Origin of the sequence: Sphingomonas sanguinis NBRC 13937, from assembly GCF_001591005.1 — a bacterium.
GTDB classification, from domain to species: domain Bacteria; phylum Pseudomonadota; class Alphaproteobacteria; order Sphingomonadales; family Sphingomonadaceae; genus Sphingomonas; species Sphingomonas sanguinis.
Map to the genome: position 1 here is coordinate 73,884 of NZ_BCTY01000007.1, position 25,546 is coordinate 99,429.

Sequence of the window (25,546 nt, forward strand, 5' to 3'; positions counted from 1 at the left end):
CCTCATGGCTGCTGGCGAGATCTCAGAGGTTGAGCCTCGCCAGCTTTCGGCTGCCTTTCAAGCCGCCGCGTCAGGATGTTGATCCGGTGTTCCCTTCCGGAGCGTGGTCCTGATTGATCGCGGCTATCCACGCTTCGCTTTCGTTAACCGGTCGCGCCGGTGTTCTTGAAACCGCCGCGCCAGTCGACCGCACCGGCACCGAAATCCATGTAGACCCGGAACTCCGTGCCGAGGACGTCCCAGCCGTCGCGCGTTTCGATATGCGGACCTGGCAAGTCGTCGAGATATGCGTATTCGAGGACCGGTGAGAGGGACGGGTCCGCGAATAGATACCAAGAAGGCCCATCGAAGCGGGGTTCGACTAGGGGTGTCAATTTGCCAGCAAAGGGGTTGGCATCATCGGCCCGGGCGGGGCTGATCGTTTCGCTGAGCAACTGCTCCACCCACGTTTCGAGATCGGGCCCCGTCACGATGAATTTCGGTGCTGTGGCCAGCGGCGTCACACCATCGAGGTCCTTTTGCCGACGCATCGCAATGCGGCCGTTGGAAATGTTGGTGCCAACCGGTTTTCCCGTATCAGCCGCCGGAGCGAGATTGCCGTGCACAGCGTCGAAAAGCGGACTGCCGTCAGCCATGGTCGGGTTGGACGTCACCAGCTTGGCGAACAGTGCCGCCTCCGTTTCCGCTGCCGACCGCGCCATGCTGCGTATCGGGTCGCCAAACGCCCCCAGGTCATCGTTGATAATGGCCTGGCGGCTCAATCCGAACTGCTTCGCATAGGTCTTCAGCGCATAGCTTTCCTTGCGCGATTTGAAGCTGCCATGCTTGATCTCTCCGGCTTCCTGCACCTCCTGCAAAGTCCCGAACCCCGACAGCTCGATGCCACTGATCGCCCGGAAATCGCGCGCCGATCGACGGCGCGCGACCTGTTTCAGGGGCGACCCTGCAGCTGCGAAGACGTCCATGAGAAAGCGCTGGCCCGCGCCGGTCAGCAATTCGGGGAAATCACTGGTGGTCATCATCCCTGCCGCGCGCGCCATGTACCCATGCGACCCGGCGCGGGTGCCATTGCCGTTCCACGCGGCCGCCGACAGAATGTCCGTGGGGCTGAGGTTACGCGCATGGCCTCGACCGGATCGCTCAAGCATGGCACCGGCGATCTGCACCATCGACATGCCCATGAATTCGCGCGCGGCGCTCGACGGCGCCGCGCCGCTCATACGGGCATACAACGCATCCTCGATCGCGCGGGCATGAAACTGCGGATTGTCGAAAGTCTGGTCGCCCCCGGAGTGAAAGGCCAGCGGACCTGTCTGTTGCCGCTGACGATCCCCCATCATGCGGACGGTCATGCTCCGGACCTCCGTCATGGATAGGCCGCGCTCCGCTGCCTCCAGAATGAGCGAGGCGCGTTGCGTCTCCCCCAACTCGCCCGTTTCCCCCAGCATGTCGAAATAGCGGCGGAGTTCGGTAATCGACGCGGCGGAGCCGGATGGGGTATTGGTATCACCACGCTGATGAGTGTTGACGTTGTCGTCGGTGGTGGTGGAGATGGTCGCGGGCGTCGTCATGGCTTTGCCTTTCTGGCGGATGATGCATGGATGAAGGTCGGTGGTCGCGCGGACCTGTGCAGCAGGGTCGAAGGGGACCGGGACGAAGCTGATCTCGGTGGGCTCCCAGTCGATCGCGCGCCAGACCGGCGTTGTGCCGTTGCGCTCCTCGACCTCCCACACGTGGACGACGTAACCGACCGAGATGTTTCGGATGATGCCAGCCGCGATATCGTCGACGATCGAGGCGATCTCCGGCCGGTTCGACAAGCGGAGGAGCGCCACACCCTGGCCACTGACCATCTTGGCGCTGCCGGGCACGACGACGCCGATCTGAGAGGAAAGGTCGCCCCGGCCGTGGGCGTTGAGAACGGGCGCTCCGCTATTCAGACGCTGGAGGCGAACGCTGGTCGCCTCAGTCGACAGCTCTTCTTCGATGACACGGAGATTGTCCCAGTCGAACCGCGCACCCCGCGCGCCGGTCGTCCATACGACCTCGATCGTCCTGTTGGTCGCGTCCCAGGTCGCCGGATTGAGCGATGCGGAGCGCGAGATCGCGGGTGCATCGGCGCGCCGTTCTACGGTGATTTCGCTCGCGTTCGTCATGCGAGCATCTGGCCGATCTTGGTTAGACCGGTCGATTACCGTTGAGCGGCGGAATGCGGCAACGTGCGGCCATTTGCGGCGGGAACGCACCCCGCGCGCTGTACATCGATCAGTTGCTCGACGCTATACCGCACCCGGCCCCCTGGGGTGCGGTAATAGCCGATCTTTCCACCCTTCCGCCACGCTCTCAACGTACGTGCGGACACGCCCAGAATTCGGGCCGCGCTCTTCTCGTCATGATCGTACATGCAGCCCTGGGACATAGTTCATGCTTCCTGTTCAAAAGTTCATACAGTTCAAAATTCAGGATTGGGTGTAGGTGGCGTAAGTTAGCGCTCAGCCACACCGCGACTAGGCCATGCGCCTAGGAAGGACCCGCGATGGTCAGTGCTTCGTGGCAACTATCCCGCTCCCACCGACGATCTGCGCCTCAGCGTCCAGTGCGATCTCTCGTATGAGGCGGGATGCCTCGACCGATCCAAAGCGACGATCGAGAATTGCCGCAGCAGCGTGCATCAACGCTGAGACGGCCTGCGGCTCGTCGCCACTTGCGACAATGGCAGCGTTGGCGAGGGTGACCCACAACGGGGTCGCGTTGCTGTCCTGCGCCATCAGTCGAACAGGCCCAGGGTACGCTGCGCAGCCGCAACCGGGTTGCCGCGATCCGCCGCACTGCTGACGATCTGCCGAAGTTCGAGCATCTCTTTCAGCATCCCGTCGATACGCGAGATGACCTCACGAGCGACAGCCGCGTCCATCGGCTCGCCCGCTGCCACCATTCCCCAGAATGGATTGGGCAGAGTGTCAGGCAGCGACGGATGATCACCCGCGAACCCAAGGTCGAGATACTGAACACCGTTCGAGGCCTTGCGACCATGGCCAATGAAAGCCATCAACCGCTTGATCTCTGCGAACTCAAGCCCCGGCGCGTTACGCTCGTTTGCCCAGGCGAGATATGCGTCCCGGAGATCGGAGGCGTTGATCCGCGATCCTGCCACACGACGCAGGCTGGCTCGATAGAACTCCTCGAATTTTGGTGGCAGGCCCACCGGAAGGAGTTGTGGTTCCAAGTGGAGGTTACGGTTCACCGGGGGTCCTTCCAACTTTCAATTTGAAAAACGGCTGATTTCTGCGGTTTTTGGTGGTGCAGAATTGATGGAAATAGGAAATGGAATAGGTGGAAGGACAAATTCACCCGTTCTCGTGTGCGCACATACGCGCGCACACGCACATGAGGGGGACCTGAAAAGTCCTTACAGCCCTTCCAAAGCCGCGAAAAACCGTGGGTTTGTGCTTCCAAACGCGTGCTTCCAGTGGAAGCAGTGCTCCTTCCGAGTAAGCCACTCGGGCAAACCGGCCGGGGTACGGGGCTTGTCACGGCGCAAAAATGCGCTGCGAATGACCAGGGGTACGGGGATCGCACTGACGGGCCCGGCGAAGCTGAAAAGGGATGACCCGATGCTCTGTCGGGCGCAAGCTCGAAAGCTCGGCTCAGTTGCGCATCGCGCCTTTTCTTGAGCGCAAAGCAGCAAATTGCGAGTTCGCAGTCACCGGCTAACTCGTTGATTTTCAGTGATGTGAAATACGGCGCTAAACTGCGAACTATCGGCAGTTTTGCGTGAGTCGCGGTGAATTTGCAGTCCTCTGCGTCACCACTCCGCCATCGCGCCTCGATGCGTGGGAGGCGGGCATGTGTGCGGTTTTTCGCGCGGCGTCAACAGGGGAGTGGACAGTCGATTTTAAAAAGTGTGCAGCGTTCCCGGTTTGAGCCGAGGCGGCGCGGGACGATTTAGCGGCGGCCCTGCTTGCTCAACAGTCGAGCGGGAACGACAGTTTTCTGGGGTGCTTTCCGACATTTTCTCGCTCTATCTACGGTAAAGTGTCTGCGGCCTTTGGCGCTTTGCTATAGTAACTTGGGCGAAGCGCATCGCCAGCTGATGACGCTTGCGGGCCCGGCCAGTCCAACCTGCGGGGTAATTCGCGATCTAATGGCCGTGATTTGATCGCATCACCAAAAACCAGATCTGGCTAGTCTTGCTCCTCCCAAGGGATTTGATAAATTACGAAAACCTGATTCGGATTAGGAGAGAAAAAATGGGCATATTAAGATCATTTTCATCTTGTACCGGCCTCGCTTTTGCGGTCGTTTTGGCGTATTTTCCTGCTACGGCGAATGCGCAGGAAGATAAATATTACACATGCGTTCAAGGGTGTGGTCAATCTTGGGGGGCTAATTCACCCTACGCAAATCCTCTCAAGGCGGCTCAATGTATATCAATCTGCGAGCAAAGGTACTTGGGTGGCCCAGGTAACCAGCCGCCGAAGCTACCTCCTCCCCCGTCTGGGCTGCCAATTACAGTCTGGCAATAAATTGGAGATGGGGTAACTGGCGTTACCCCATTTTCTCAGGTCAAATTGCCCTGTTGTATGAGCATTGCGTTCCGTTCAGTTGAGCCATTCCGGAAGCTTTGTGCCATCCGCCATCACTGCAATTGAGGCGGCATTGTTAAGATCAATTAGAATCGTCTGAAGGCGATACTGAAATATTTTTCGCGTTTCACGATGAAATAGTCGTGTCAACGCTCCGCGAAAAATATTTCAGGGTCTATTGTTGGACATTTGTCGAGCTGAATCCTCAATTTTTAACGGGTGCGCTCATGGCGTAATCATGCTGCGACGTGAGCTGATCCGCAAGTGATGGTGTCTGCGACCCTTTTGTTCTCGCCATACAGTAGCGCCGACCCGTCTTGCTGTGAAATCTCCTGCTTCTTCATCTTCTGAATTGCGATCGTCAGCCTGCCGAAGCGCTCCGCAAGCACGCTTGGCGGAAAAGCCCCCGCGCGATAGAAGCGGCGGGAACCAATTTAGTGTATTGCGCAGCTAAAACGGTTGTGCGACAGGGATGGGCCATGATGACGACCAGCAATGACTCCTCGAATTTCGACGCGATGCGCCACGCCATGGTGGTGAGCCAGTTGCGGACGACCGCGGTCAGCGACCAGCGTGTCGTCGCCGCGATGGCGCGGGTTCCGCGCGAAGTCTTCACGCCCGAGGGCTTGCGTCCCGTCGCCTATCGCGATGGCACGCTGGACCTGGGGCGGGGGCGTGCGATCAACCTGCCGATGGCAACCGGCCGTCTGCTGACCGAGGCGTATCTGGAGGCGGGCGACCGTGTCCTGCTGATCGGTGCCGCCACCGGCTACACCGCTGCGCTGCTAACCGAGATCGTTGCGGGCGTCGTCGCGGTCGAGGAACAGGCCGAGCTGGCCGCCGCCGCGCGCACCGCGCTGTCGGGCGACGCCAAGGTCGAGATCGTCGAAGCGCCGCTGAACGCGGGCCACCCCGCCGGTGCGCCCTATGACGTGCTGATCATCGACGGCGCGGTCGAGGAACTGCCCGCCGCGCTGGTCGAGCAGATCAAAATCAGCGGTCGCATCGTCACCGGCCTGGTCGAAAACGGCGTGACCCGCCTGGCCAGCGGCCGCCGGACCGAGGGCGGCCACGGCGTGCGCGCCTTTGCCGATGCCGAATGCACCATCCTGCCGGGCTTTGCCCGTCCTCGCGCCTTCCAATTCTGAGGGACCATGCGCCTGCACCTGACTTCTGCCCTGTCTTCCGGCGTCGCGATCGGCGCGGCCCTGCTGCTCACCGGCGCGGCTTCGGCGGAGACGTTGCGCGAGGCTATGGTGCGGGCGTACCAGACCAACCCGACGATCACCGGCCAGCGCGCCGCCCAGCGCGCGACCGATGAGAATGTGCCGATCGCGCGCGCCAGCGGCCTGCCGTCGCTGCAGGGCTCGGGGCAGTTTACCGATAATATCGTCGTTGCGAACAACAACTTCCTGAACCCTGAGCGGGTCGGCACCGGGTCGTTGCAGCTGTCGGTGCCCCTTTATCAGGGCGGGGCGGTCAAGAACGCGGTGCGCGCCGCCGAGACGCGGGTCGATGCGGGCCGGGCGCAGCTGCGCGGGGTGGAGGCGAACCTCTTCACCAATGTCGTGGCGGCGTACATGAACGTCATCCGCGACGAGGCGATCGTCAATCTCAACACCCGCAACGTCAATGTGCTGGACACGAACCTGCGCGCCTCGCGCGATCGGTTCCAGGTCGGCGATCTGACCCGGACCGACGTAGCTCAGTCCGAGGCGCGTCTGGCCCAGGCGCGTGCACAGCTTCAGTCGGCGCAGGCCAACCTGATTTCCAGCCGCGAAAATTATGTCGCGGTGGTCGGTGTCGCGCCGGTCGGGCTGGAACAGCCGCCCGCGCTTCCCACGCTGCCGGCCTCGCCCAACCAGGCGGTGGCCGTTGCGCTTGAGCAGAATCCGCAGCTGATCGCGGCTCGCCGGGCTGCGGATGCCACACGCTATGACATCAATGTCGCGCGGGCCAACCGGCTGCCGCGCGTCGCGGCTGTGTCGAGCGGCAATTACTTCAACTATCTCGGCTCGATCAACGCCCCGCCGGGGGCTGGCAACGTGCCCGGCTCGGGCGTCAACGCGACCGTGGGCGCGCAGCTGACTATGCCACTGTTCCAGGGCGGTCGCCCGGCGGCGCAGGTTCGCCAGGCCGAGGCGCTGCGGGGACAGGCGCTGGAGAATGCGACCGGCACCGAACGGCAGGTGGTGGCGCAGGTCCGCTCCGCCTACGCCGTCTGGCAATCCTCGCAGGAGGTGATCCTGTCCGCCGAATCGGCGGTGCGCGCCAACTCGCTGTCGCTGGAGGGCGTCCGCGCCGAAAACAGCGTCGGCACCCGCACCGTGCTCGACATCCTGAACGCCGAGCAGGAATTGCTGAACAGCCAGGTGACGCTCGTGACCGCGCGGCGCGATGCCTATGTCGCGGGCTTCGCGCTGATCGCCGCCATGGGCAATGCCGAGGCGCGCGACCTGGGGCTCGACGGCGGTCCGCTCTACGATCCGGTCACCAACTACAAGCGCGTGCGCAATCGCATCAACGACTGGGACGGCGATGGCGAGCCCGCTCCGATCGCCAGCACCACCGCCGCGACCCCGGCGCAGACGGCGGCGGTGACCCGTCCGCTCGACGCCGATGTCAACGCCCCTGTTGACAGAAGCCCCGCATTAACCACAGGTGCATCGGCACCAAGTCGGCAATAAGGCCGGACGCGGGGCCTTGGGGGGCTTCAATGGGGATTGCGGTCATGGGTGAAGTCAGCGCCGAACCGTCGATGGAGGAGATCCTCTCCTCGATCAAACGAATCATCGCCGAAGAGGGCGAGGTGCCTGCGCGCCAGCGTCGCCAGCCGCGCCCCGTGCCGTCGCCGGTCGCGGACGACGATTCACCCGAGGTTCTCGAACTGAGCGATCCCATGCCGCTGCGCATGAAGGTCGAGGCCGCCGCCGCCCGTGCCGCCGAATCGGCGATGCGCGGCGTGGTCGAGCCCGCGCCTGCGCCCGCTCCGGCTCCCGCTCCCGAACCGGTGGCGCAGGTCGCACCGCCCGCTCCCGTCGCCGCGCCGGCTCCCGTCGCGCTGGACGACGAGGATGATGCCGAGGAGGCGATCGTATCCCCGCGCGCGGCTCAGGCCAGTCGCGGTTCCCTGGAGGCGCTCAGCCGTATGATGGTCAAGCCCGAACCGAGCAGCGACGGCACCCTGGAGGGGATGGTCCGCGAGATGCTACGCCCGATGCTGCGCGACTGGCTCGACGCGCATCTGCCTGAGATGGTCGAGGCGATGGTCGCGCGCGAAATTGCCCGGATCACCCGCGAAGGCCGCTGATCCCACCCGCCGTCTTTTCCACCCGTATCGCTAGGCGGGTGGAACCGGCGGCACCTGACCGGGTTCGAAGGGCATGGACCCGGCCGATGAGACGCACGATATGACGAAGTCGACGCGCTCCCACGTGTCGTCCCCACCGATCGCCGATGCGCGTCAGCCGCATTCGGGCCAGTCGGACATCTTCTTCGCGGCGGTGAAGACCACGCGGATGCCGATGATCGTCACCGATCCGCGCCAGCCGGACAACCCCATCGTCTTCTGCAACGAAGCCTTCAGCTTCATGACCGGCTATTCCGAACAGGAGATTCTCGGCACCAATTGCCGGTTTCTGCAGGGGCCGGAAACCGATCGCGATGTGGTGGCGCAGGTTCGCGCAGCGGTGGAGCGCCGTGACGAGATCGCGGTCGAGCTGCTCAATTATCGCAAGAACGGCTCGACCTTCTGGAATGCGCTGTTCGTGTCGCCCGTCTATGACGATGCGGGCGAACTGGTCTATTTCTTCAGCAGCCAGCTCGACATCTCGCGCCGTCGCGAGGCCGAGGATGCTTTGCACGAGGCGCAGAAGATGGAGGCGGTCGGCAAGCTGACCGGCGGTATCGCGCACGACTTCAACAACCTGCTCCAGGTCATCATCGGTTATGCCGACATCTTAGAGGCAAGGGTCGACGAGAATGACCGCAGCGGACGGCGCGCGGTCGAGGCGATCGGCGCGGCGGCGGCGCGTGGCGCGACGCTGACCCAGCAGTTGCTCGCCTTTGCTCGCAAGCAGGAGCTACGCGACCGGCTGCTCAACTTCAATCAGTTGATCGAGGATTTCCGCCCGATCCTCAATCGCACGGCGGGCGACGGGGTGGTGGTGCGCCAGCGGCTGGAGGAGAATCTCTGGAACTGCCGGATCGACCCGGTTCAGGCCGAGATGGCGCTGCTCAACATCGTCACCAACGCGCGCGAGGCGCTGGCTCGCGACGGCGGGCAGGGCGAGATCACCATTTCCACCCGCAACATGATCCAGTCGCCGGATAATCCCGAGGGCCCGGCCGATCTGGAGCCCGGCGAATATGTCGTCGTCCGTATCGCCGATGATGGGCCGGGTATCGATCCGCAGATCGCCGACAAGATTTTCGATCCCTTTTTCACGACCAAGGAGATGGGGAATGGCGCTGGCCTGGGCCTTGCCATGGTCTATGGTTTCATGCGCCAGTCGGGCGGCCTCGCCACCGCCGAGCCCGATGCGGAGGGCGCGGCGATCACGCTCTACTTCCCGCGTGCGGCGGGCGTAACCGAGCGGCGCGCGACGCCGGTCCAACCTGCGCGCAGCGGCGGGGTCGAACGGGTGCTGATGGTCGAGGACCAGGACGATGTTGGTGACCTCGGCAAGTCGATGCTCGAGGACCTCGGCTATGATGTCGTTCTGACCCGTAGCGCGCGCGAGGCGCTCGACCATCTGGCCAAGGACAGCGATTTCCAGCTGCTGTTCACCGATATCCTGATGCCCGGCGGCATGAACGGCGTGGCGCTGGCGCAGGCGGTGCGGCGGGACTATCCGCGGCTGTCGGTGTTGCTGACCACCGGTTTTGCCGATGAAGCGATTGATGAGGGCGCGCGCTCCTATGAACTGATCCGCAAACCCTATCGCCGGGCCGAACTGAACGAGCGTATTCGCGCGGTGCTCGACCGGCCGGGCGCGCGGACCTGATACAATATCTGGCGGATCGCCGCGCGGGTGATTAAGGCAGCGTCATGACTGAGCTGCCCAAGACGTTCGACCCCGCCGCAATCGAAGCCCGCTGGTATGGCCATTGGGAGGAGAAGGGCCTGTTCCGCCCCGACCGCCCGAATGCCGAGCCCTGGACGATCGTCAACCCGCCGCCCAACGTCACCGGCAACCTGCATATCGGCCATGCGCTCGACAACACGTTGCAGGACATCCTCGTCCGCCATGCCCGGTTGAAGGGCAAGGATGCGCTATGGGTGGTCGGGACCGACCATGCGGGCATCGCGACCCAGATGGTGGTCGAGCGCCAGATGAACGCACGCGGCGAGAAGCGCACCGACTTCACCCGCGACCAGTTTCTGGAAAAGGTCTGGACGTGGAAGGCGGAAAGCGGCGGCCAGATCACCGGCCAGCTGCGCCGTCTGGGTTGCTCGATGGACTGGGCCAATGAGCGCTTCACCATGGACGAGGGCTTCAGCAAGGCGGTGCTGAAGGTCTTTGTCGAATTGCATCGCCAGAAGCTGCTCTACCGCGACAAGCGGCTGGTCAACTGGGATGCCGGGCTCGGCACCGCGATCAGCGACCTGGAGGTCGAGACGCGCGAAGTGAAGGGCAGCTTCTGGCGCCTGCGCTATCCGCTGGCCGATGGTTCGGGCTTTATCGAGGTTGCGACGACGCGGCCGGAGACGATGCTCGCCGACATGGCGGTCGCGGTCCACCCCGACGACGCGCGCTACACCGCGATGATCGGCAAGCAGGTGCGCCTGCCCATCACCGGCCGCCTGATCCCGATCGTCGCCGACGAACATGCCGACCCTGAACTGGGATCGGGTGCGGTCAAGATCACGCCCGGCCACGACTTCAACGATTTCGAGGTCGGCCGCCGTGCGGGCATCGAGGCACGCGACATGCTCAACATGCTCGATGGTAAGGCGCGTATCTGCCAGACCTCGGACGGCCTGATCCCCGACGCGTTCCTCGGCCTGTCGACCGCCGAGGCGCGCAAGGCCGTCGTCGCGCGGTTGAAGGACGAGGGCGTCCTGATCCCGCATATCGACAAGGACGGCGAAGAGCATGACGCCGAGCCGCGCACGATCCAGACGCCGTTCGGCGACCGTTCGGGCGTGGTGATCGAGCCTTGGCTGACCGACCAGTGGTATGTCGATGCCAAGACGCTGGCCCAGCCCGCGATCGAAGCGGTGCGCTCGGGTAAGATCAAGATCGTGCCGCAGGCGTGGGAGAAGACCTTCTTCAACTGGATGGAGAATATCCAGCCTTGGTGCGTCAGCCGCCAGCTCTGGTGGGGGCATCAGATCCCGGCCTGGTTCGCCAAGGACGGCCGCGTGTTCGTCGCCGAGAGCGAAGAGGAAGCACAGGCAGAAGCAGGGGAGGGCGTCACCCTGACCCGCGACCCGGACGTGCTGGATACGTGGTTCTCTTCCGCGCTCTGGCCATTCGCGACGCTCGGCTGGCCCGACAATGGCGACAAGACGCTGGCGGGGCGCTACCCGAACGACGTGCTCATCTCCGGCTTCGACATCCTGTTCTTCTGGGATGCGCGGATGATGATGCAGGGCATGCACTTCATGGAAGATGTGCCCTTCAAGACGCTGTATCTCCACGGTCTTGTCCGCGCTGCCGACGGCTCGAAAATGTCAAAGTCGAAGGGCAATACGGTCGATCCGCTGGGCCTGATCGACCAGTATGGTGCCGACGCGTTACGCTTCTTCATGGCGGCGATGGAGAGCCAGGGCCGCGACATCAAGATGGATGAGCGCCGCGTCGAGGGCTATCGCAACTTCGCGACTAAGCTGTGGAACGCGGCGCGCTTCGCCCAGGCCAACGGCATCGGCGCATCGACCACGCTGGAAGCCCCGAACGCCACGCTGGCGGTCAACAAGTGGATTATCGCCGAGACGGTGAAGACCGTGCAGGCGGTCGATCTGGCGCTGGCCGATTATCGGTTCGACGGTGCGGCCAACGCCATCTACCAGTTCGTCTGGAGCCGCTTCTGCGACTGGTATCTCGAACTCATCAAGCCGGTCCTGCAGGGCGGCGAAGAGGGCGGTGAGGAAACCCGTGCGGTGGCGGGCTGGGTGCTCGACCAGATCCTGGTCCTGCTCCACCCGTTCATGCCCTTCATCACCGAGGAACTTTGGCACGCCATGGGCGCGCGCGATCACGACCTGATCGTGGCCCAGTGGCCGATGGCGGACGCCCGCGCGCTCGATCCCGAGGCGGAGCGTGAGATCGACTGGCTGATCCGCTTGGTCAGCGAAATCCGTGCCGCGCGGACCGAACTCAACGTGCCGCCGGGCGCGCGCCTGCCGATGCATGTGCGTGACGCGAATGAGGGTACGACGGTGCGGTTGACCCGTCAGGCTTCGGCACTGGCGCGTCTGGCGCGTGTCGACTCTGCCGAGGGCGAGGTCACCGGCGGGGCCGCTCAAGTCGTGGTGGACGAAGCGACCTTCGTGCTGCCGCTGGAAGGCGTCATCGACCTCGACGCCGAGCGTCAGCGCCTGACCAAGGCGATTGCGGCGGTCGAGAAGGAACGCGACGCGCTGGGCGGGCGGTTGAGCAATGCCAGCTTCGTCGAGCGCGCCAAGCCCGAAGCGGTCGAGAAGGCCCGCGCCGACCACGCCGACAAGATGGCCGAAGCGGCTCGGCTGCACGCGGCGCTTGGTCGCCTGGGCTGATCCGTTTGATCCCTCCCCGTCGCCGTACGGGGAGGGACTTACCCTTGCTCGCCCAGTCGCCGCAGCCGCCGGATACGCGGCTCGCGCTGGAGTTGCGCCTCGCGCCGGATGACCTGGCGCAATTCGTCGCGCTTCTCGTGGATCGAGGCGATGACCGGCCCCATCGCGACGCCTAGGTCGACCAGCACCGCCTCCGACAATTGCAGAGAGCTTTCCAGCGTCTCGGGCACCGCCTCGCTGACGCCTGCGCGGTACAGTTCGGTCGCATGCGCCATGTCGCGCGCGCGGGCGATGATCGGCAGGTTCGGGGCGGCTTCGCGGATACGCCTCGCCAGCCGGACGGTCAGCACCGGATCGTCCATCGTCAGGATCAGCGCGAGGGCCGCGGGCAGGTCCAGCCGGTCGACCAGTTCCGCCCGCGCCACATCGCCGAACAACACCGGATAGCCCGCGCGCCGTGCATCGTTGACTGAATCGATATCGGCTTCGACCGCGACATAGGGCTGGCCATGCACGGTCAGCATGTCGGCGATCATCTTGCCGACGCGCCCAAAGCCGATGATGACGGTCCGCCCGCCGTCCGCTTCCGGCTGCGGCGCAGGCGGGCCGTCCGTGCTGCGCGCCTCGATCCGGCGGGATATGACCCGGCCCGCCTTGGCGAGCAGGGGCGTGATGGTCAGACCGATCGCGGTCACCGTCTGCCAGAAACTGGCGGTCGAGGGCAGGATCAGCTGCGCCTGTGCGGCCGTACCTAGTACGATCAGCGTGGTCTCGGACGGACTACCCATCAGCAGCCCGGTCTCCGCCGCGACGCCGCGCCGGGCGTGGGCGATCCGCAGCAGCAGATAGGTGACGATAGCCTTCACCGCGACGATCCCGACCACCGCGAGCAGCAGCGAATCCCAGTTCCGCGCGATCAGCCGCAGGTCCAGGCTCATGCCAACGGTGATCAGGAACACACCCAGCGCCAGGCCCTTGAACGGCGCGGTCATCACCTCGACCTCCGAATGATATTCGGTCTCGGCGATCAGCAGGCCTGCCAGCAGCGCGCCGACGATCGGCGACAGCCCGGCGGCGGTCGTCGCGACGCTGGCGACGATGACGACCAGCAGCGAGGCGGCGAGGAACAGCTCCGGGCTCTTGGTCCGCGCGGCCTGGGCGAACAGGCGGGGCAGGACCAGCTTGCCGCCCAGATACATGGCGACGACCGTCAGGCCGCCACGCAGCGCAACGCCGGCAATCCCGACCCAGCCCTCATCGCTGGCGGTCGGCGCCATCGCGCCCAGCGCGAAGATGATCGGGACCAGCGCCAGATCCTCGAACAGCAGCATCGCGAACGCGCCCCGGCCCACGGGGCTCGTCGTGCCGACCAGTGGCAGCACCAGCGCGGTCGAGGACAGGGTGAGGGCGAGGCCCAGCCCGATGGCCCCCGCCCAGCCTTGGCCCAGCAAATGGAGCGCGATGCCGATCAGCGTGGCCGATCCGATCAGTTCGGCAGCACCGGTGCCGAACACCAGTCGCCGCATTGCCCATAGCCTCCGAAAAGAAAGCTCCAACCCTATGGAAAACAACAATAAGATGATGCCGAACTCGGCAAAGGGCTCGATCGACTCCGGGTTGGAGATGGTCAGGTAATAGAGCCATGGCGCATGGGGTACGAGTGAGCCCAGCCCGGCTGGGCCGACCAGCAGCCCGACCAGAATGAACCCGATCACCGGGCTGACCCGGAAGCGCGCAAAGGCCGGAATGACGATCCCCGCCGACCCGAGGATCACGAGGGCGTCGGAAAAGCCCTGATTGTCTAACCGAAGTGCCATGGCGACAGACTAACCCGGTAATGTCGCGCTTGTCAGGTCGTTAATCGGGTGAAACGACGATGGGGCGATTCGTCCAATGCGAGGGAGGGCCGGGCGGGGCTAGGGCGCGATAATGATCCGCTATTCTGTGCCCCTCGCTCTCCTGTCCTGTCTGGCGCTCGGTGCCTGTGGCGATGACGGGCGGGCGGAACGGTTGAAGGCGGCGGGGCCCAACCCGTCGCTCGACGCGCTGATGCGGGTCGCGGATGCCGATGCGGGCGCGCGGACCTTCGGCCAGTGTCTGGCCTGTCACACGATCGGCAAGGGCGAACTCGACCGGGCGGGGTCCAATCTGCACGGCATCATGGGCAAGCCGGTGGCGGGCGGCAGTGTGCGGTTCGGCTATACCGCCGCGCTGATGAAGGTCGGCGGGCGTTGGGATCGGGCGACGATGAACCGCTGGCTGACTTCGCCGCAACGCTTTGCGCCGGGCACGAAGATGACCTTTCCAGGCCTGCCCGATCCGCTCGCCCGAACGGATGTCATTGCCTATCTTGAACGGGAAGGCCGGCAATAATCGTCGCCGCCATTCGGTAGCAACATAAAAAAGGGCCCGGAAACAATGCTTCCGGGCCCCTTTCTAACCATGTCTGGCAGATATTACTGCCAGTTGGCCATCGCGGTTTCGAGGTTGACGCGGATCGCCTCGAAGAACTGCTCGGTGGTCATCCAGGGCTGATCCGGGCCGATCAGGATCGCGAGATCCTTGGTCATCTGGCCGTTCTCGACGGTCTGGACGCAGACCTTTTCCAGTGTCTCGGCGAAGCGCACGACGTCGGGCGTGTTGTCGAACTTGCCGCGATACTTCAGGCCGCCGGTCCAGGCGAAGATCGACGCGATCGGGTTGGTCGAGGTCGCCTTGCCCTGCTGGTGCTGGCGATAGTGACGGGTCACGGTGCCGTGCGCCGCTTCCGCCTCGATCGTCTTGCCGTCCGGGGTCATCAGGACCGAGGTCATCAGGCCCAGCGAGCCGAAGCCCTGTGCCACGGTGTCCGACTGCACGTCGCCGTCATAGTTCTTGCAGGCCCAGACGAATTCGCCGTGCCACTTCAGCGCCGAGGCGACCATGTCGTCGATCAGGCGGTGCTGATACTCGATGCCCGCCGCCTTGAACTGCTCGGCGAACTCGGCGTCGAACACTTCCTGGAAAATGTCCTTGAAGCGGCCGTCATAGGCCTTCAGGATGGTGTTCTTGGTCGACAGATAGACCGGCCAACCACGGTTCAGGCCATAGTTCATCGAGGCGCGCGCGAAGTCGCGGATCGACTCGTCGAGATTGTACATGCCCATGGCGACGCCGGCGGCGGGGAAATTGAACACCTCCTCTTCGATCGATTCGCCATTCTCGCCTTCCCACTTCAGGGTCAGCTTGCCCTTGCCGGGGACCTTGAAATCGGTCGCCTTATACTGGTCGCCGAAGGCGTGACGGCCGACGACGATCGGGTGGGTCCAGCCGGGGACGAGGCGGGGAACGTTCTTGATGACGATCGGCTCGCGGAACACCACGCCGCCCAGGATGTTGCGGATCGTGCCGTTGGGCGACTTCCACATCTTCTTCAGGCCGAACTCCTCGACGCGCTGCTCGTCGGGGGTGATGGTCGCGCACTTGATCGCGACGCCGTACTTCTGCGTGGCGTGGGCGCTGTCGATCGTCACCTGGTCGGCGGTCGCGTCGCGATTCTGGACCGACAGGTCGAAATAGGCCAGTTCGATGTCGAGATACGGCTTGATCAGGCGTTCGCGAATCCATTCCCAGATGATCCGGGTCATTTCGTCGCCGTCGATCTCCACGACGGGGGTGTTTACCTTGATCTTCGCCATATGCGCATCCTTCAGATTAGGCAGGTTTGGTGACGCGTCTAGGGGAGGGGGCGCGGCGGATCAACTGCCCTGAACATCACGCGAAAGGGCCGGGGCGAACCGAAAAGATTGTGCGATGGCCGGTGGACAGGTAGACAGGCCCGATGCCTTCGCTTGAAAAGCCCCCCGTCGCGACCACCACCGTCAAGTGGCGCTTTCCCGCCGTCCATCCCGAAGGGCGCAAATATGTGCTGATCGGGGCGGGCCTGACCCTGCTCGCGACATTGATCACCAAGGTGCTGTTCTGGCCGTTCGTCGGCCTGTGCATCTGGATCGCCGCCTTCTTCCGCGACCCCATTCGCACCACGCCGCAGGGCGACGACTTGATCGTCGCGCCCGCCGATGGTTTGGTGACGATGATCCAGCGCGTTCCCATCCCGCGCGAGCTGATCGGTGAACTGGGCGAGGCGCCGCTGGTTCGCGTGTCGATCTTCATGTCGGTGTTCGACGTGCATATCAACCGCACGCCCGTCGCAGGCGTCATCCGTCAGGTTGTCTATATCTCGGGCAAGTTCCTCAACGCCGATCTCGACAAGGCGTCGGACGAGAATGAGCGCCAGCATTTCGTCGTCGAGGGGCGTGATGGCCGCAAATATGGCTTCACCCAGATCGCCGGTCTGGTCGCCCGTCGTATCGTCGGTTTCGTGAAGCCTGGCGATATGGTCGCCGCCGGTCAGCGCGTCGGTCTGATCCGCTTCGGCAGCCGTGTCGACGTCTATCTGCCCGATGACGTCACGCCGCAGGTTTGCCTGGGTCAGCGTTCGGTGGCGGGCGAGACGGTGATTGGCCGCGTCGGCGGCAAGCCGATGACCGGCATCGCCCAGTAAGCCGCGATCAAATGGCGCTTTCCCCCCGTTTCGCACGTCGCCGGGCCCTTGGCGAACCGCCTCGTGGCCTTCCCCTGCGGGCGATCATTCCCAATGCGGTGACCGCGCTCGCGCTGGTGTCGGGGCTGACGGGGGTGAAGTTCGCCATTGCCGGATCGTGGGAAGCCGCCGTCACCATGATCATGGTCGCGGCCGTACTGGACGGGCTGGACGGGCGGATCGCCCGGCTGTTGCGCGGAGAAAGTCGGTTCGGGGCGGAGCTGGATTCGCTTTCCGACGCCATTTCCTTTGGGGTGGCGCCCGCACTCATCCTTTATCTCTGGTCCCTCGAAAATCTGCCGCGTATCGGTTGGATCTGCGCTGTGTTGCAGGCCGTGTTCTGCGCGCTACGCCTGGCTCGGTTTAATTCGCAGCTCGATGTGACGGACCAGCCGCGCAAGACCGCCGGGTTCTTCACCGGTGTTCCCGCCCCGGCCGGAGCCGGGCTGGCAATGTTGCCGCTCTATCTGTGGTTCTGGACAGGCGAGCCCCTATTTGCTTCGCCCTATATCGTCGCGCCTTGGGTGGCTTTTGTCGCGCTGTTGATGGTGTCGAGCGTAGCCACGCTATCCTGGACTTCATTCCGCCTCCGTCGCAATGTACGGTTCGAGGCGCTAGCAATTATCGTCCTAGTTGGTGTGGCGCTAATCTCTGCGCCTTGGCATGCGCTGACCGCTTTATGCCTGGCCTATCTGGCGAGCATCCCGTTCACGATGTTCGCCTATGCCCGGCTCAAGCGGCCACGCGGCGGCGGGCCAGCGAAGATACAGGCGAACTTGCCGCCCAGCGCCTGACGGCGATTCGACGCTCGGCCACAACCAGCGTTGCCAGCGGCGTGAAGGCGGGTTCGACATGGCCGGTGGCCAGATGCAGGATGCGACGCCATTGCGGCGCGATCATCAGCGCAATGGTCGCGATCGCCGCGACCAGCGCGCCCGTGAAAACCAGAACACTCACCACGATCATCATGATGTTCGCCTCCTGCCTGACTTTGTGATCCGGCATATTAACCGAACCGTAACCATCCAGATTTTCGTCGGGTTCCGTCATCGCTTTCGTGACAGCACGATGAGTCGTGCCAATTCCACGTCGTTGCGATGCCGTCATGCGACGATCAACCTGCATTCCCTGTTGTGATCCCTCTATGTTCCGATCATGTTCCAACGTCAAGAGCGCGTGGAACAAAAGTGAACGTCATTGTTCGCTTGCATGGAGGTCGAGCATCGGCTAAGGGCGCGCCCCTCAACACCGCATGGGAAGCATCATATTTCGGTGCGCATGGGCTTTGCCCGCCGCGTCATCCGCTTCCCAGAGGACTAACCGGAAGGAATTATCTTATGGCGGCACCCGTCGTCACCATGCAGCAGCTGGTCGAGACTGGCGCGCACTTCGGCCACCAGACCCACCGCTGGAACCCGAAGATGAAGCCCTACATCTTTGGCGACCGCAACGGCGTCCACATCCTCGACCTGTCGCAGACCGTGCCGCTCTTCGCGCGCGCTCTGGAGTTCATCAGCTCGACCGTCGCGGGCGGTGGCAAGGTCCTGTTCGTCGGCACCAAGCGCCAGGCGCAGGAGCCGGTCGCCGAGGCCGCTCGTCGCGCTGGCCAGCACTTCGTCAACCATCGCTGGCTGGGCGGCATGCTCACCAACTGGAAGACGATCTCGAACTCGATCAAGCGCCTCAAGACCCTGGAAGAGCAGCTGTCGGGCGACACGCACGGCCTGACCAAGAAGGAAGTGCTGAACCTGACCCGCGAGCGCGACAAGCTCGAGCTGTCGCTGGGCGGCATCCGCGACATGGGCGGCATCCCGGACGTGATGTTCGTGATCGACGCCAACAAGGAAGAGCTGGCGATCAAGGAAGCCAACACGCTGGGTATCCCCGTCGTGGCGATCCTCGACTCGAACGTCTCGCCCGACGGCATCGCGTTCCCGGTTCCCGCGAACGACGACGCCAGCCGTGCGATCCGTCTGTACTGCGAGGCCGTGGCCATTGCCGCGACCCGTGGCAACAACGAGCAGCAGCGCCGCAGCGGCACCGACTTCGGTGCGATGGCCGAGCCGCCCGTCGAGGAAGCGCTGACCGTCGCCCCGACCGAAGCCGCCGAGCAGGCGGTCGAGGCCGAGCGCCAGATCGACGCGTAATCGCGTGAAAATGCCCCGCGATGCGGGCGGGGCGATCATCGGCCGGACGGGGCAACCCTTCGGTCGGTGACATCGGCTTGACATGCAAGCCGTGCTAAGGGCCGCCTCCGATGGGGCGGCCCTACCCGCATCCCCCTTTTCAGACAGAGGATTGAGACAATGGCCGATATCACCGCAGCGATGGTCAAGGACCTGCGCGAAAAGAGCGGCGCGGGCATGATGGACTGCAAGAAGGCGCTCAACGAGGCCGCTGGCGACATGGACGCCGCGCTGGATTGGCTGCGCACGAAGGGCCTGGCGGCCGCGCAGAAGAAGTCGAGCCGTACCGCCGCCGAAGGTCTGGTCGGCGTCGCCACCAGCGGCACCGTCGGTGCTGCCGTCGAAGTGAACTCGGAAACCGACTTCGTCGCCAAGAACGACCAGTTCCAGGCGTTCGTGAAGGACGTGACCGAGATCGCGCTGAAGACCAGCGACGACGTCGAAGCGCTGAAGAACGAAGCGATGCCGCAGGGCGGCACCGTCGCCGAAGTGCTGACCAACAACGTCGCCACCATCGGTGAGAACCAGTCGCTGCGTCGCGCCAAGCGCCTTGAAGTGTCGAAGGGCGCGGTTGTGTCTTACGTGCACAACCAGCAGGCACCGGGCCTGGGCAAGATCGGCGTGCTGGTCGCGCTGGAATCGGATGCCTCGGACGAGGTTCTGCAGAAGCTGGGCAAGGACCTGGCCATGCACGTCGCGGCCGCCTTCCCGAAGGCGCTGAACGAGGAAGATCTGGACGAGGCCGAGATCGAGCGTGAGCGCGCGATCGCGACCGAAAAGGCCGCCGAGTCGGGCAAGCCCGCCGACATCATCGCCAAGATGGTCGAGGGCGGCATCGCCAAGTACCGCAAGGAGCACGCGCTGGTCAGCCAGCTGTTCGTGATGGACGGCAAGACCAAGATCAGCGACGTGGTGGCCAAGGCCGCCAAGGACGCCGGTGCCGAGATCAAGCTGGTGGACTATGTCCGCTTCCAGCTGGGCGAGGGCATCGAGAAGGAAGCGTCGGACTTCGCCGCCGAAGTCGCCGCCGCTTCGGGCGTGCCGCAGAAGGCGTAATTCCGGCATCGTCCCTTGATGGGACGATGATGGATCGAGGAGCGGCCGCCGCAGGGTGGTCGCTCCCTTTGCGTTTATGGCCCTGCTTATTCCGCCCCATCGTCGGACAAGGAGGAATGGTGGGCACAAAAACCCCTGCAACCCGCCGCTCCATGGTTGCCCGCCGCCCGGTCGCCGCCTAAGGTCCGCGCCACTTTCATGGCCAAGACACGAGAAACAATGACGACCCCGCCCTTCAAACGTATCCTTCTGAAACTGTCGGGCGAAGTCCTTATGGGCGAGGGTGGTCTGGCCATCTCGCCCGACATCACCGCGCGCGTGGCGCAGGAGATCGCCGATGTCCGCGCACAGGGCTATGAACTGTGCATCGTCGTCGGTGGCGGGAACATCTTCCGCGGTCTGTCGGCGGCGGCCAAGGGCATCGAGCGGGCGACCGCCGATTATATGGGCATGCTGGCGACCGTCATGAATGCGCTGGCGGTCCAGAACGCGCTGGAGCAGATCGGCGTCGATACCCGCGTCCAGTCCGCGATCCCGATGTCGAGTGTGTGCGAGCCCTTCATCCGTCGCCGCGCGATGCGGCATCTGGAAAAGGGTCGCGTGGTGATCTTCGCCGCCGGTGTCGGCTCGCCCTTCTTCACCACCGACAGCGGGGCCGCGCTGCGTGCCGCCGAGATGAAGTGTGACGCCCTTTTCAAGGGGACCAGCGTCGACGGTGTGTATGATGCCGACCCGAAAAAGGTCGCGTCCGCCACCCGCTACGACACGGTCAGCTATTCCAAGGTCCTGTCCGACGACCTGAAGGTCATGGACGCCTCGGCCATCGCGCTGTGCCGCGACAACAACATCCCGATCGTCGTCTTCAACATCCGCGAACATGGCAATTTCGGTGCCGTGCTGTCGGGCCAGGGTGTGTCGACGATCGTCCAGAACGCAGGAGCTTAAATCATGGCAGCCTATGACAAGTCCGACCTCGAGCGCCGTATGCAGGGCGCGGTCGAATCGCTGAAGCACGACCTGAACGGCCTGCGCACGGGCCGCGCCTCGACGGCGCTGCTCGATCCGGTGACCGTCGAGGTCTATGGCAGCCACATGCCGTTGAACCAGGTCGCGACCGTCTCCGCGCCCGAGCCGCGCATGTTGTCGGTGCAGGTGTGGGACAAGTCGAACGTGTCGTCGGTCGAAAAGGCGATCCGCTCGGCAGGTCTGGGCCTGAACCCGATCAATGACGGCCAGACGCTGCGCCTGCCGATCCCCGACCTGACCGAGGAGCGCCGCAAGGAGCTCGCCAAGCTGGCCGGCAAGTATGCCGAGGGCGCGCGCATCGCGGTGCGCAACGTGCGTCGCGACGGCATGGACAGCCTGAAGGTCGACGAGAAGAAGGGCGTCTTCGGCGAGGACGAGCGCAAGCGCCACGAGACCGAGGTGCAGAAGCTGACCGACGCCACCATCGCCGAGCTGGATGCAGCCGCGGCGGCCAAGGAAAAGGAAATCCTGGGCAAGTGAGTCCTCCGGCCGCCTCGGCCCAGACGGCTCTGGGGTCGCTGGTGGCCGTGCCCGATACGGGTGCGGTCCCGCGTCACGTCGCGATCATCATGGACGGCAATGGCCGCTGGGCCAAACGCCGTCTGCTGCCCCGCTTCGCCGGTCACAAGGCCGGGGTCGATGCCGTGCGCCGGATCGCGCGCGCGGCGCGGGCGCAGGGGATCGAGGCGCTGACGCTCTATGCCTTCTCGTCCGAGAATTGGCGGCGGCCCGAGACCGAGATCAGCGACCTGATGGGTCTGTTGCGTATCTTCCTGCGCAAGGACTTGGCCGAGCTGGTGTCGGACAATGTGCGGCTGCGGGTGATCGGCGACTATCGCCGTTTCCCGGCCGATCTGGTCGCGATGATCGACGATGCTGTTGAGAGGACGTCGACCAATACCGGCCCGATCCTGGCCATCGCCCTGAACTATGGCGCGCAGGCCGAACTGGTCGAGGCGACCCGGCGACTGGCGCTCAAGGTCGCGGCCGGTGAGATGGCGGCCGAGGCGATCACGCCCGAGGCGATCGAGGGCGAGTTGCAGACCAACGGCCTACCGCCGCTCGACCTGGTAATCCGCACTTCGGGCGAGCAGCGCCTGTCCAACTTCCTGCTGTGGCAGGCGGCGTATGCCGAGCTGTTGTTCGTCGACACGCTCTGGCCCGATTTCGACGAAGCGGCGCTGGCCGATGCGGTTGCCGAGTTCGGGCGACGACACCGGCGCTTCGGCGGCCTGTGACCGATCCCGATATCCCGCCGACCGGCACGCCCGATGCGGCCCCGGTCAAGAGCATGTCCAACCTGACCAAGCGGGTGCTGGCCAGCATCGTGATGATCGCGGTGGCAAGCGTCTGTCTGGCGCTGGGCGGGCTGGCCTTTTGGCTGCTGGCGGTCGTGGTCGGCCTGTTCATGATGGCCGAATGGTCGGACCTGTTGAAGGTCGATGCCAAGCAGAAGAGACTGGCACAGTTCGCGCTGTCGGTGCCGCTCGCCATCATGGCACCGGGGCTGGCGGCCGGGCCGGGCTTTTTCGCGCTGGGGCTGATCGCGGCCACCTTCTTCTTCCTGACCATCGTGTCGCGCCGTCCCGAGTTCGGAGCGGGCGCGCTCTATGTCGGATTGCCGGTGTTCTCGCTGCTGGCGATCCGCCTGCATGTCGACGGATATGGGCATGAGGATGGGTTGGTGCTGTCGCTCTGGACGATGGCGCTGGTCTGGGCGTGCGACAGCGGCGCCTTCTTCGTCGGGCGGCAGTTCGGCGGGCCCAAGCTGGCCCCGTCGATCAGCCCGGCCAAGACCTGGTCGGGCCTGATCGGCGGCGTGACGGCGGCGATCCTGCTCGCGCTCGTCATGCGCTGGGCACATGGCTTGCCGCTGCACCTCGTCATCGCGACGCCGGTCTTGGCGGTGCTGGCGCAGGGCGGCGACCTGTTCGAGAGCGCGCTGAAGCGGCGGGCAGGGGTCAAGGACAGCGGCAACGTCCTGCCCGGCCATGGCGGCGTGATGGACCGGCTGGACGGCATCGTACCGGTCGCGCCGATCGCCGCGCTCCTGATCTTTCTGCCGGACCTTTTCTGATGCGTAGCGTGACGATTCTGGGGGCGACCGGTTCGGTCGGCACCTCCACGCTGGACCTGATCGAGCGCGAGCCGGACCGTTATCGCGTCCGCGCGCTGACCGCCAATTGCGATGTCGCCAAGCTGGCGGCGGCGGCGAAGCGGACCAACGCCGAACTCGCCGTGGTCGCCGACGAACGCTGCCTGCCCGATCTGCGCGACGCACTGGCGGGGACCGAGACGCGGGTCGCTGGCGGCCGTGCGGCGGTGATCGAGGCAGCGGCGCTTCATGCCGACTGGACGATGGGTGCGATCGTCGGCTGTGCCGGGCTGGAGCCTGCCATGGCGGCGATCGCCAATGGCGGCACGGTGGTGCTCGCCAACAAGGAACCGCTGGTTTCGGCGGGGGAAGTGGTGCTGGCGGCGGCGGCCAAGGCGGGGGCGACGATCCTGCCCGCCGACAGCGAGCATAACGCCATCTACCAATGTTTCGACTTTGCCCGGCCCGAGCGGGTTCGCCGCATCGTCCTGACCGCCAGTGGCGGTCCGTTCCGTGAATGGACCACCGAAGAGATGCGCCGCGTCACGCCCGAACAGGCGGTGGCGCATCCCAACTGGTCGATGGGTGCGAAGATTTCGGTCGATTCGGCGACGATGATGAACAAGGGGCTGGAACTGATCGAGGCCGCGCGGCTGTTCCCCGTGCCGTCCGATCGGATCGAGATCGTGCTCCACCCGCAATCGGTCATCCATTCGGCGGTCGATTATGTCGACGGGTCGATGCTGGCCCAGTTGGGGCCGTCGGACATGCGGGTGCCGATCGCGCATTGCCTGGCCTGGCCGGACCGGATGCCGACGCCGATGGCACCACTCGATCTCGTTGCGCTGGGGCGGATGGACTTTGCCGCGCCCGATCCGGTGCGCTTCCCCGCGCTGCGCCTTGCCCGGGCCGCATTGGAGGCGGGGGGTGCCGCGCCTGCCATCCTGAATGCCGCCAACGAGGTCGCCGTCGCGGCTTTTCTGGCCCGGCGTATCGGCTTCCTCGAAATTGCCGCAATCGTCGAGGATGTTCTCCATCGCTACGACCCGGCCCCGCCGGAAACGCTAGACGCGGTGATCGCCGTCGATGCGGAAGCGAGGGGACTGGCGGCCGAGCGCGTTGAGGATTGTATCGTTTGAGCGAAACCCCCGGCCTGTTGTTGACCATCCTGGCCTTTGTCCTTGCCATCGGCCCGCTCGTGTTCGTGCACGAGATGGGGCATTATCTCGCCGGGCGACTGTTCGGCGTGAAGGCCGAGACCTTCTCGATCGGTTTCGGGCGCGAGATTCTTGGCTTTACCGACAAGCGTGACACGCGGTGGAAGGTCGGCTGGCTGCCGCTGGGCGGCTATGTCAAATTCGCTGGTGACATGAACCCGGCAAGCCAGGCGGATGCGGCCTGGCTGTCCCTGCCGCCCGAAGAACGCGCGCGAACGTTCCAGGCCAAGCCTGTGTGGCAGCGTGCGATCATCGTCGCGGCCGGCCCGGCGATCAATTTCGTGGCGGCGATCCTGATCCTGGCAGGCTTTGCCTATGCTTATGGCGAGATGGTGGTGCCGCCGGTCGTCGGTCAGGTCATGCCGGGCAGTGCGGCGGCGACCACGACGTTGCGTCCCGGCGACCGCGTGACCGCGATCGATGGCCGGGCAGTCTCCGACTTTTCCGACATCGCCCGCTATGTGCAGATTCGCGCTGGCGAGCGGGTGACGATCGCCGCGACGCGCGGCGGTACGCCCTTCACCACGGACGCCACGATCGGCACCGACGTTCAGCACGACCGCTTCGGCAACGAATATCGCGTCGGCCGTCTGGGTCTGCGTGGGGCGGGGACGGTTGATGTCCGCCCGGTCAGCCTGCTCCGCGCGCCCGTAGTCGCGGTCGAGCGGACCGGCGAGATCGTCCATATGATGGTCGAAACGCTGGGCCAGGTGATTTCCGGTCGCCGCTCCGCCAAGGAACTGGGCGGGCCACTCTCTATCGCCAAGGTGTCGGGCGAGCAGATCTCGCTCGGGCTCGACGCCTTTGTTTTCTTCATCGCGCTGGTCTCCATCAATCTGGGGTTCATCAACTTGTTGCCAGTGCCGATGCTGGATGGCGGTCATCTTTTCTTCTATGCGATCGAAGCGGTGCGGCGACGCCCCCTGGAGCCGGCAGCCCAGGAATGGGCATTTCGTGGCGGTTTGATCGCGATCCTGGCCCTGATGCTGTTCGTGACGTTCAACGATCTCGGCAATTTCGGGCTATGGAAAAATATCGCTGGCTTGATCGGGTGACGCCGATGGGGCAGGGCGCG

At 64.6% G+C, this 25,546-nt stretch carries 23 protein-coding genes; 16 read left to right on the forward strand and 7 right to left on the reverse strand.

Annotation, left to right across the window (positions count from 1 at the left end):
• Positions 1 to 143 precede the first annotated feature (143 nt).
• The 4 genes from SSA01S_RS05740 to SSA01S_RS05750 all read right to left on the reverse strand — a co-directional run bounded on the left by SSA01S_RS05740 (position 144) and on the right by SSA01S_RS05750 (position 3,244).
• Positions 144 to 2,246 (reverse strand): prohead protease/major capsid protein fusion protein, encoded by a 2,103-nt coding sequence (locus tag SSA01S_RS05740; protein ID WP_156477678.1) that lies wholly within the window; start codon positions 2,244 to 2,246, stop codon positions 144 to 146.
• Positions 2,192 to 2,419 (reverse strand): helix-turn-helix domain-containing protein, encoded by a 228-nt coding sequence (locus tag SSA01S_RS20215; RefSeq protein WP_082794950.1) that lies wholly within the window; start codon positions 2,417 to 2,419, stop codon positions 2,192 to 2,194. The genes SSA01S_RS05740 and SSA01S_RS20215 overlap by 55 nt, the downstream gene beginning before the upstream one ends.
• A 121-nt stretch (positions 2,420 to 2,540) precedes the next feature.
• Positions 2,541 to 2,768 (reverse strand): hypothetical protein, encoded by a 228-nt coding sequence (locus SSA01S_RS05745; RefSeq protein WP_061779599.1) that lies wholly within the window; start codon positions 2,766 to 2,768, stop codon positions 2,541 to 2,543.
• A complete protein-coding gene (locus tag SSA01S_RS05750) occupies positions 2,768 to 3,244 on the reverse strand; it encodes a hypothetical protein (protein WP_156477679.1) in 477 nt (158 codons plus the stop codon). Before SSA01S_RS05750 ends, SSA01S_RS05745 begins: the two co-directional genes overlap by 1 nt.
• Positions 3,245 to 5,065: 1,821 nt before the next feature.
• Here SSA01S_RS05750 and SSA01S_RS05755 point away from each other — a divergent pair.
• The 5 genes from SSA01S_RS05755 (at position 5,066) to SSA01S_RS05775 (ending at position 12,309) form a co-directional block, all read left to right on the forward strand.
• Positions 5,066 to 5,734 carry a protein-L-isoaspartate O-methyltransferase family protein gene (locus SSA01S_RS05755; RefSeq protein WP_156477680.1) on the forward strand — a complete coding sequence of 223 codons (669 nt, stop codon included), beginning with the start codon at positions 5,066 to 5,068 and terminating at the stop codon, positions 5,732 to 5,734.
• A 6-nt stretch (positions 5,735 to 5,740) separates the two neighbouring features.
• Entirely contained in the window at positions 5,741 to 7,273 is a 1,533-nt protein-coding gene (locus SSA01S_RS05760) for a TolC family outer membrane protein (protein WP_058751799.1), read from the forward strand.
• 44 nt (positions 7,274 to 7,317) lie between these two features.
• Positions 7,318 to 7,896, forward strand: a complete 579-nt coding sequence (locus tag SSA01S_RS05765; protein WP_156477681.1) for a DUF2497 domain-containing protein — start codon at positions 7,318 to 7,320, stop codon at positions 7,894 to 7,896.
• A gap of 100 nt (positions 7,897 to 7,996) precedes the next feature.
• On the forward strand, positions 7,997 to 9,592 hold the full coding sequence (locus SSA01S_RS05770; protein WP_061779620.1) for a histidine kinase famiy protein: 1,596 nt from the start codon (positions 7,997 to 7,999) through the stop codon (positions 9,590 to 9,592).
• Between the two features lie 44 nt (positions 9,593 to 9,636).
• Positions 9,637 to 12,309: a valine--tRNA ligase gene (locus SSA01S_RS05775; RefSeq protein ID WP_061779601.1), complete on the forward strand. Its 2,673-nt coding sequence runs from the start codon at positions 9,637 to 9,639 to the stop codon at positions 12,307 to 12,309.
• A gap of 38 nt (positions 12,310 to 12,347) precedes the next feature.
• Here the strand turns inward: SSA01S_RS05775 and SSA01S_RS05780 are convergent, their stop codons facing one another.
• Positions 12,348 to 14,126 carry a cation:proton antiporter domain-containing protein gene (locus SSA01S_RS05780; protein ID WP_061779602.1) on the reverse strand — a complete coding sequence of 593 codons (1,779 nt, stop codon included), beginning with the start codon at positions 14,124 to 14,126 and terminating at the stop codon, positions 12,348 to 12,350.
• A 112-nt stretch (positions 14,127 to 14,238) separates the two neighbouring features.
• Here SSA01S_RS05780 and SSA01S_RS05785 point away from each other — a divergent pair, with 112 nt between their 5' ends.
• A complete protein-coding gene (locus SSA01S_RS05785) occupies positions 14,239 to 14,682 on the forward strand; it encodes a c-type cytochrome (RefSeq protein WP_061779603.1) in 444 nt (147 codons plus the stop codon).
• Positions 14,683 to 14,765: 83 nt separating this feature from the next.
• On the opposite strand, the gene SSA01S_RS05790 is transcribed toward SSA01S_RS05785, so the two are convergent.
• Positions 14,766 to 15,986 carry an NADP-dependent isocitrate dehydrogenase gene (locus SSA01S_RS05790; protein WP_058751803.1) on the reverse strand — a complete coding sequence of 407 codons (1,221 nt, stop codon included), beginning with the start codon at positions 15,984 to 15,986 and terminating at the stop codon, positions 14,766 to 14,768.
• A gap of 143 nt (positions 15,987 to 16,129) precedes the next feature.
• Here SSA01S_RS05790 and SSA01S_RS05795 point away from each other — a divergent pair, with 143 nt between their 5' ends.
• On the forward strand, positions 16,130 to 16,852 hold the full coding sequence (locus SSA01S_RS05795; RefSeq protein ID WP_061779604.1) for a phosphatidylserine decarboxylase: 723 nt from the start codon (positions 16,130 to 16,132) through the stop codon (positions 16,850 to 16,852).
• A gap of 11 nt (positions 16,853 to 16,863) precedes the next feature.
• On the forward strand, positions 16,864 to 17,685 hold the full coding sequence (gene pssA / locus SSA01S_RS05800; protein WP_061779605.1) for a CDP-diacylglycerol--serine O-phosphatidyltransferase: 822 nt from the start codon (positions 16,864 to 16,866) through the stop codon (positions 17,683 to 17,685).
• On the opposite strand, the gene SSA01S_RS19035 is transcribed toward pssA, so the two are convergent.
• A complete protein-coding gene (locus tag SSA01S_RS19035; RefSeq protein ID WP_240955024.1) occupies positions 17,624 to 17,941 on the reverse strand; it encodes a hypothetical protein in 318 nt (105 codons plus the stop codon). The genes pssA and SSA01S_RS19035 overlap by 62 nt on opposite strands.
• A 287-nt stretch (positions 17,942 to 18,228) precedes the next feature.
• On the opposite strand from SSA01S_RS19035, the gene rpsB reads away from it, so the two are divergent.
• The 8 genes from rpsB (at position 18,229) to rseP (ending at position 25,526) form a co-directional block, all read left to right on the forward strand.
• Complete coding sequence (rpsB, locus tag SSA01S_RS05810; protein WP_061779607.1) at positions 18,229 to 19,038, forward strand: 30S ribosomal protein S2; 810 nt, start codon at positions 18,229 to 18,231, stop codon at positions 19,036 to 19,038.
• A 159-nt stretch (positions 19,039 to 19,197) separates the two neighbouring features.
• On the forward strand, positions 19,198 to 20,133 hold the full coding sequence (tsf, locus tag SSA01S_RS05815; RefSeq protein ID WP_061779608.1) for a translation elongation factor Ts: 936 nt from the start codon (positions 19,198 to 19,200) through the stop codon (positions 20,131 to 20,133).
• A gap of 219 nt (positions 20,134 to 20,352) precedes the next feature.
• Complete coding sequence (gene pyrH / locus SSA01S_RS05820) at positions 20,353 to 21,078, forward strand: UMP kinase (protein WP_058717889.1); 726 nt, start codon at positions 20,353 to 20,355, stop codon at positions 21,076 to 21,078.
• A gap of 3 nt (positions 21,079 to 21,081) precedes the next feature.
• Positions 21,082 to 21,639 carry a ribosome recycling factor gene (gene frr, locus SSA01S_RS05825; RefSeq protein ID WP_042487694.1) on the forward strand — a complete coding sequence of 186 codons (558 nt, stop codon included), beginning with the start codon at positions 21,082 to 21,084 and terminating at the stop codon, positions 21,637 to 21,639.
• A 41-nt stretch (positions 21,640 to 21,680) separates the two neighbouring features.
• Positions 21,681 to 22,397: an isoprenyl transferase gene (locus tag SSA01S_RS05830; RefSeq protein WP_082670011.1), complete on the forward strand. Its 717-nt coding sequence runs from the start codon at positions 21,681 to 21,683 to the stop codon at positions 22,395 to 22,397.
• Between the two features lie 53 nt (positions 22,398 to 22,450).
• Positions 22,451 to 23,236 carry a phosphatidate cytidylyltransferase gene (locus SSA01S_RS05835; protein ID WP_061779621.1) on the forward strand — a complete coding sequence of 262 codons (786 nt, stop codon included), beginning with the start codon at positions 22,451 to 22,453 and terminating at the stop codon, positions 23,234 to 23,236.
• Positions 23,236 to 24,393 (forward strand): 1-deoxy-D-xylulose-5-phosphate reductoisomerase, encoded by a 1,158-nt coding sequence (dxr, locus tag SSA01S_RS05840; protein WP_061779609.1) that lies wholly within the window; start codon positions 23,236 to 23,238, stop codon positions 24,391 to 24,393. Before SSA01S_RS05835 ends, dxr begins: the two co-directional genes overlap by 1 nt.
• Positions 24,390 to 25,526 (forward strand): RIP metalloprotease RseP, encoded by a 1,137-nt coding sequence (rseP, locus tag SSA01S_RS05845; protein WP_061779610.1) that lies wholly within the window; start codon positions 24,390 to 24,392, stop codon positions 25,524 to 25,526. Before dxr ends, rseP begins: the two co-directional genes overlap by 4 nt.
• The last annotated feature ends 20 nt before the right edge of the window (positions 25,527 to 25,546 follow it).

Bases quoted from the DNA above. Each gene is read 5' to 3' on its own strand.
- SSA01S_RS20215 (WP_082794950.1), bottom strand. From the start codon at position 2,419: ATGTCCCAGGGCTGCATGTACGATCATGACGAGAAGAGCGCGGCCCGA.
- SSA01S_RS05745 (WP_061779599.1), bottom strand. From the start codon at position 2,768: ATGGCGCAGGACAGCAACGCGACCCCGTTGTGGGTCACCCTCGCCAAC.
- SSA01S_RS05755 (WP_156477680.1), top strand. From the start codon at position 5,066: ATGATGACGACCAGCAATGACTCCTCGAATTTCGACGCGATGCGCCAC.
- SSA01S_RS05760 (WP_058751799.1), top strand. From the start codon at position 5,741: ATGCGCCTGCACCTGACTTCTGCCCTGTCTTCCGGCGTCGCGATCGGC.
- SSA01S_RS05765 (WP_156477681.1), top strand. From the start codon at position 7,318: ATGGGTGAAGTCAGCGCCGAACCGTCGATGGAGGAGATCCTCTCCTCG.
- SSA01S_RS05770 (WP_061779620.1), top strand. From the start codon at position 7,997: ATGACGAAGTCGACGCGCTCCCACGTGTCGTCCCCACCGATCGCCGAT.
- SSA01S_RS05775 (WP_061779601.1), top strand. From the start codon at position 9,637: ATGACTGAGCTGCCCAAGACGTTCGACCCCGCCGCAATCGAAGCCCGC.
- SSA01S_RS05780 (WP_061779602.1), bottom strand. From the start codon at position 14,126: ATGGCACTTCGGTTAGACAATCAGGGCTTTTCCGACGCCCTCGTGATC.
- SSA01S_RS05785 (WP_061779603.1), top strand. From the start codon at position 14,239: ATGATCCGCTATTCTGTGCCCCTCGCTCTCCTGTCCTGTCTGGCGCTC.
- SSA01S_RS05790 (WP_058751803.1), bottom strand. From the start codon at position 15,986: ATGGCGAAGATCAAGGTAAACACCCCCGTCGTGGAGATCGACGGCGAC.
- SSA01S_RS05795 (WP_061779604.1), top strand. From the start codon at position 16,130: ATGCCTTCGCTTGAAAAGCCCCCCGTCGCGACCACCACCGTCAAGTGG.
- pssA (WP_061779605.1), top strand. From the start codon at position 16,864: ATGGCGCTTTCCCCCCGTTTCGCACGTCGCCGGGCCCTTGGCGAACCG.
- SSA01S_RS19035 (WP_240955024.1), bottom strand. From the start codon at position 17,941: ATGACGGAACCCGACGAAAATCTGGATGGTTACGGTTCGGTTAATATG.
- rpsB (WP_061779607.1), top strand. From the start codon at position 18,229: ATGGCGGCACCCGTCGTCACCATGCAGCAGCTGGTCGAGACTGGCGCG.
- tsf (WP_061779608.1), top strand. From the start codon at position 19,198: ATGGCCGATATCACCGCAGCGATGGTCAAGGACCTGCGCGAAAAGAGC.
- pyrH (WP_058717889.1), top strand. From the start codon at position 20,353: ATGACGACCCCGCCCTTCAAACGTATCCTTCTGAAACTGTCGGGCGAA.
- frr (WP_042487694.1), top strand. From the start codon at position 21,082: ATGGCAGCCTATGACAAGTCCGACCTCGAGCGCCGTATGCAGGGCGCG.
- SSA01S_RS05835 (WP_061779621.1), top strand. From the start codon at position 22,451: ATGTCCAACCTGACCAAGCGGGTGCTGGCCAGCATCGTGATGATCGCG.
- dxr (WP_061779609.1), top strand. From the start codon at position 23,236: ATGCGTAGCGTGACGATTCTGGGGGCGACCGGTTCGGTCGGCACCTCC.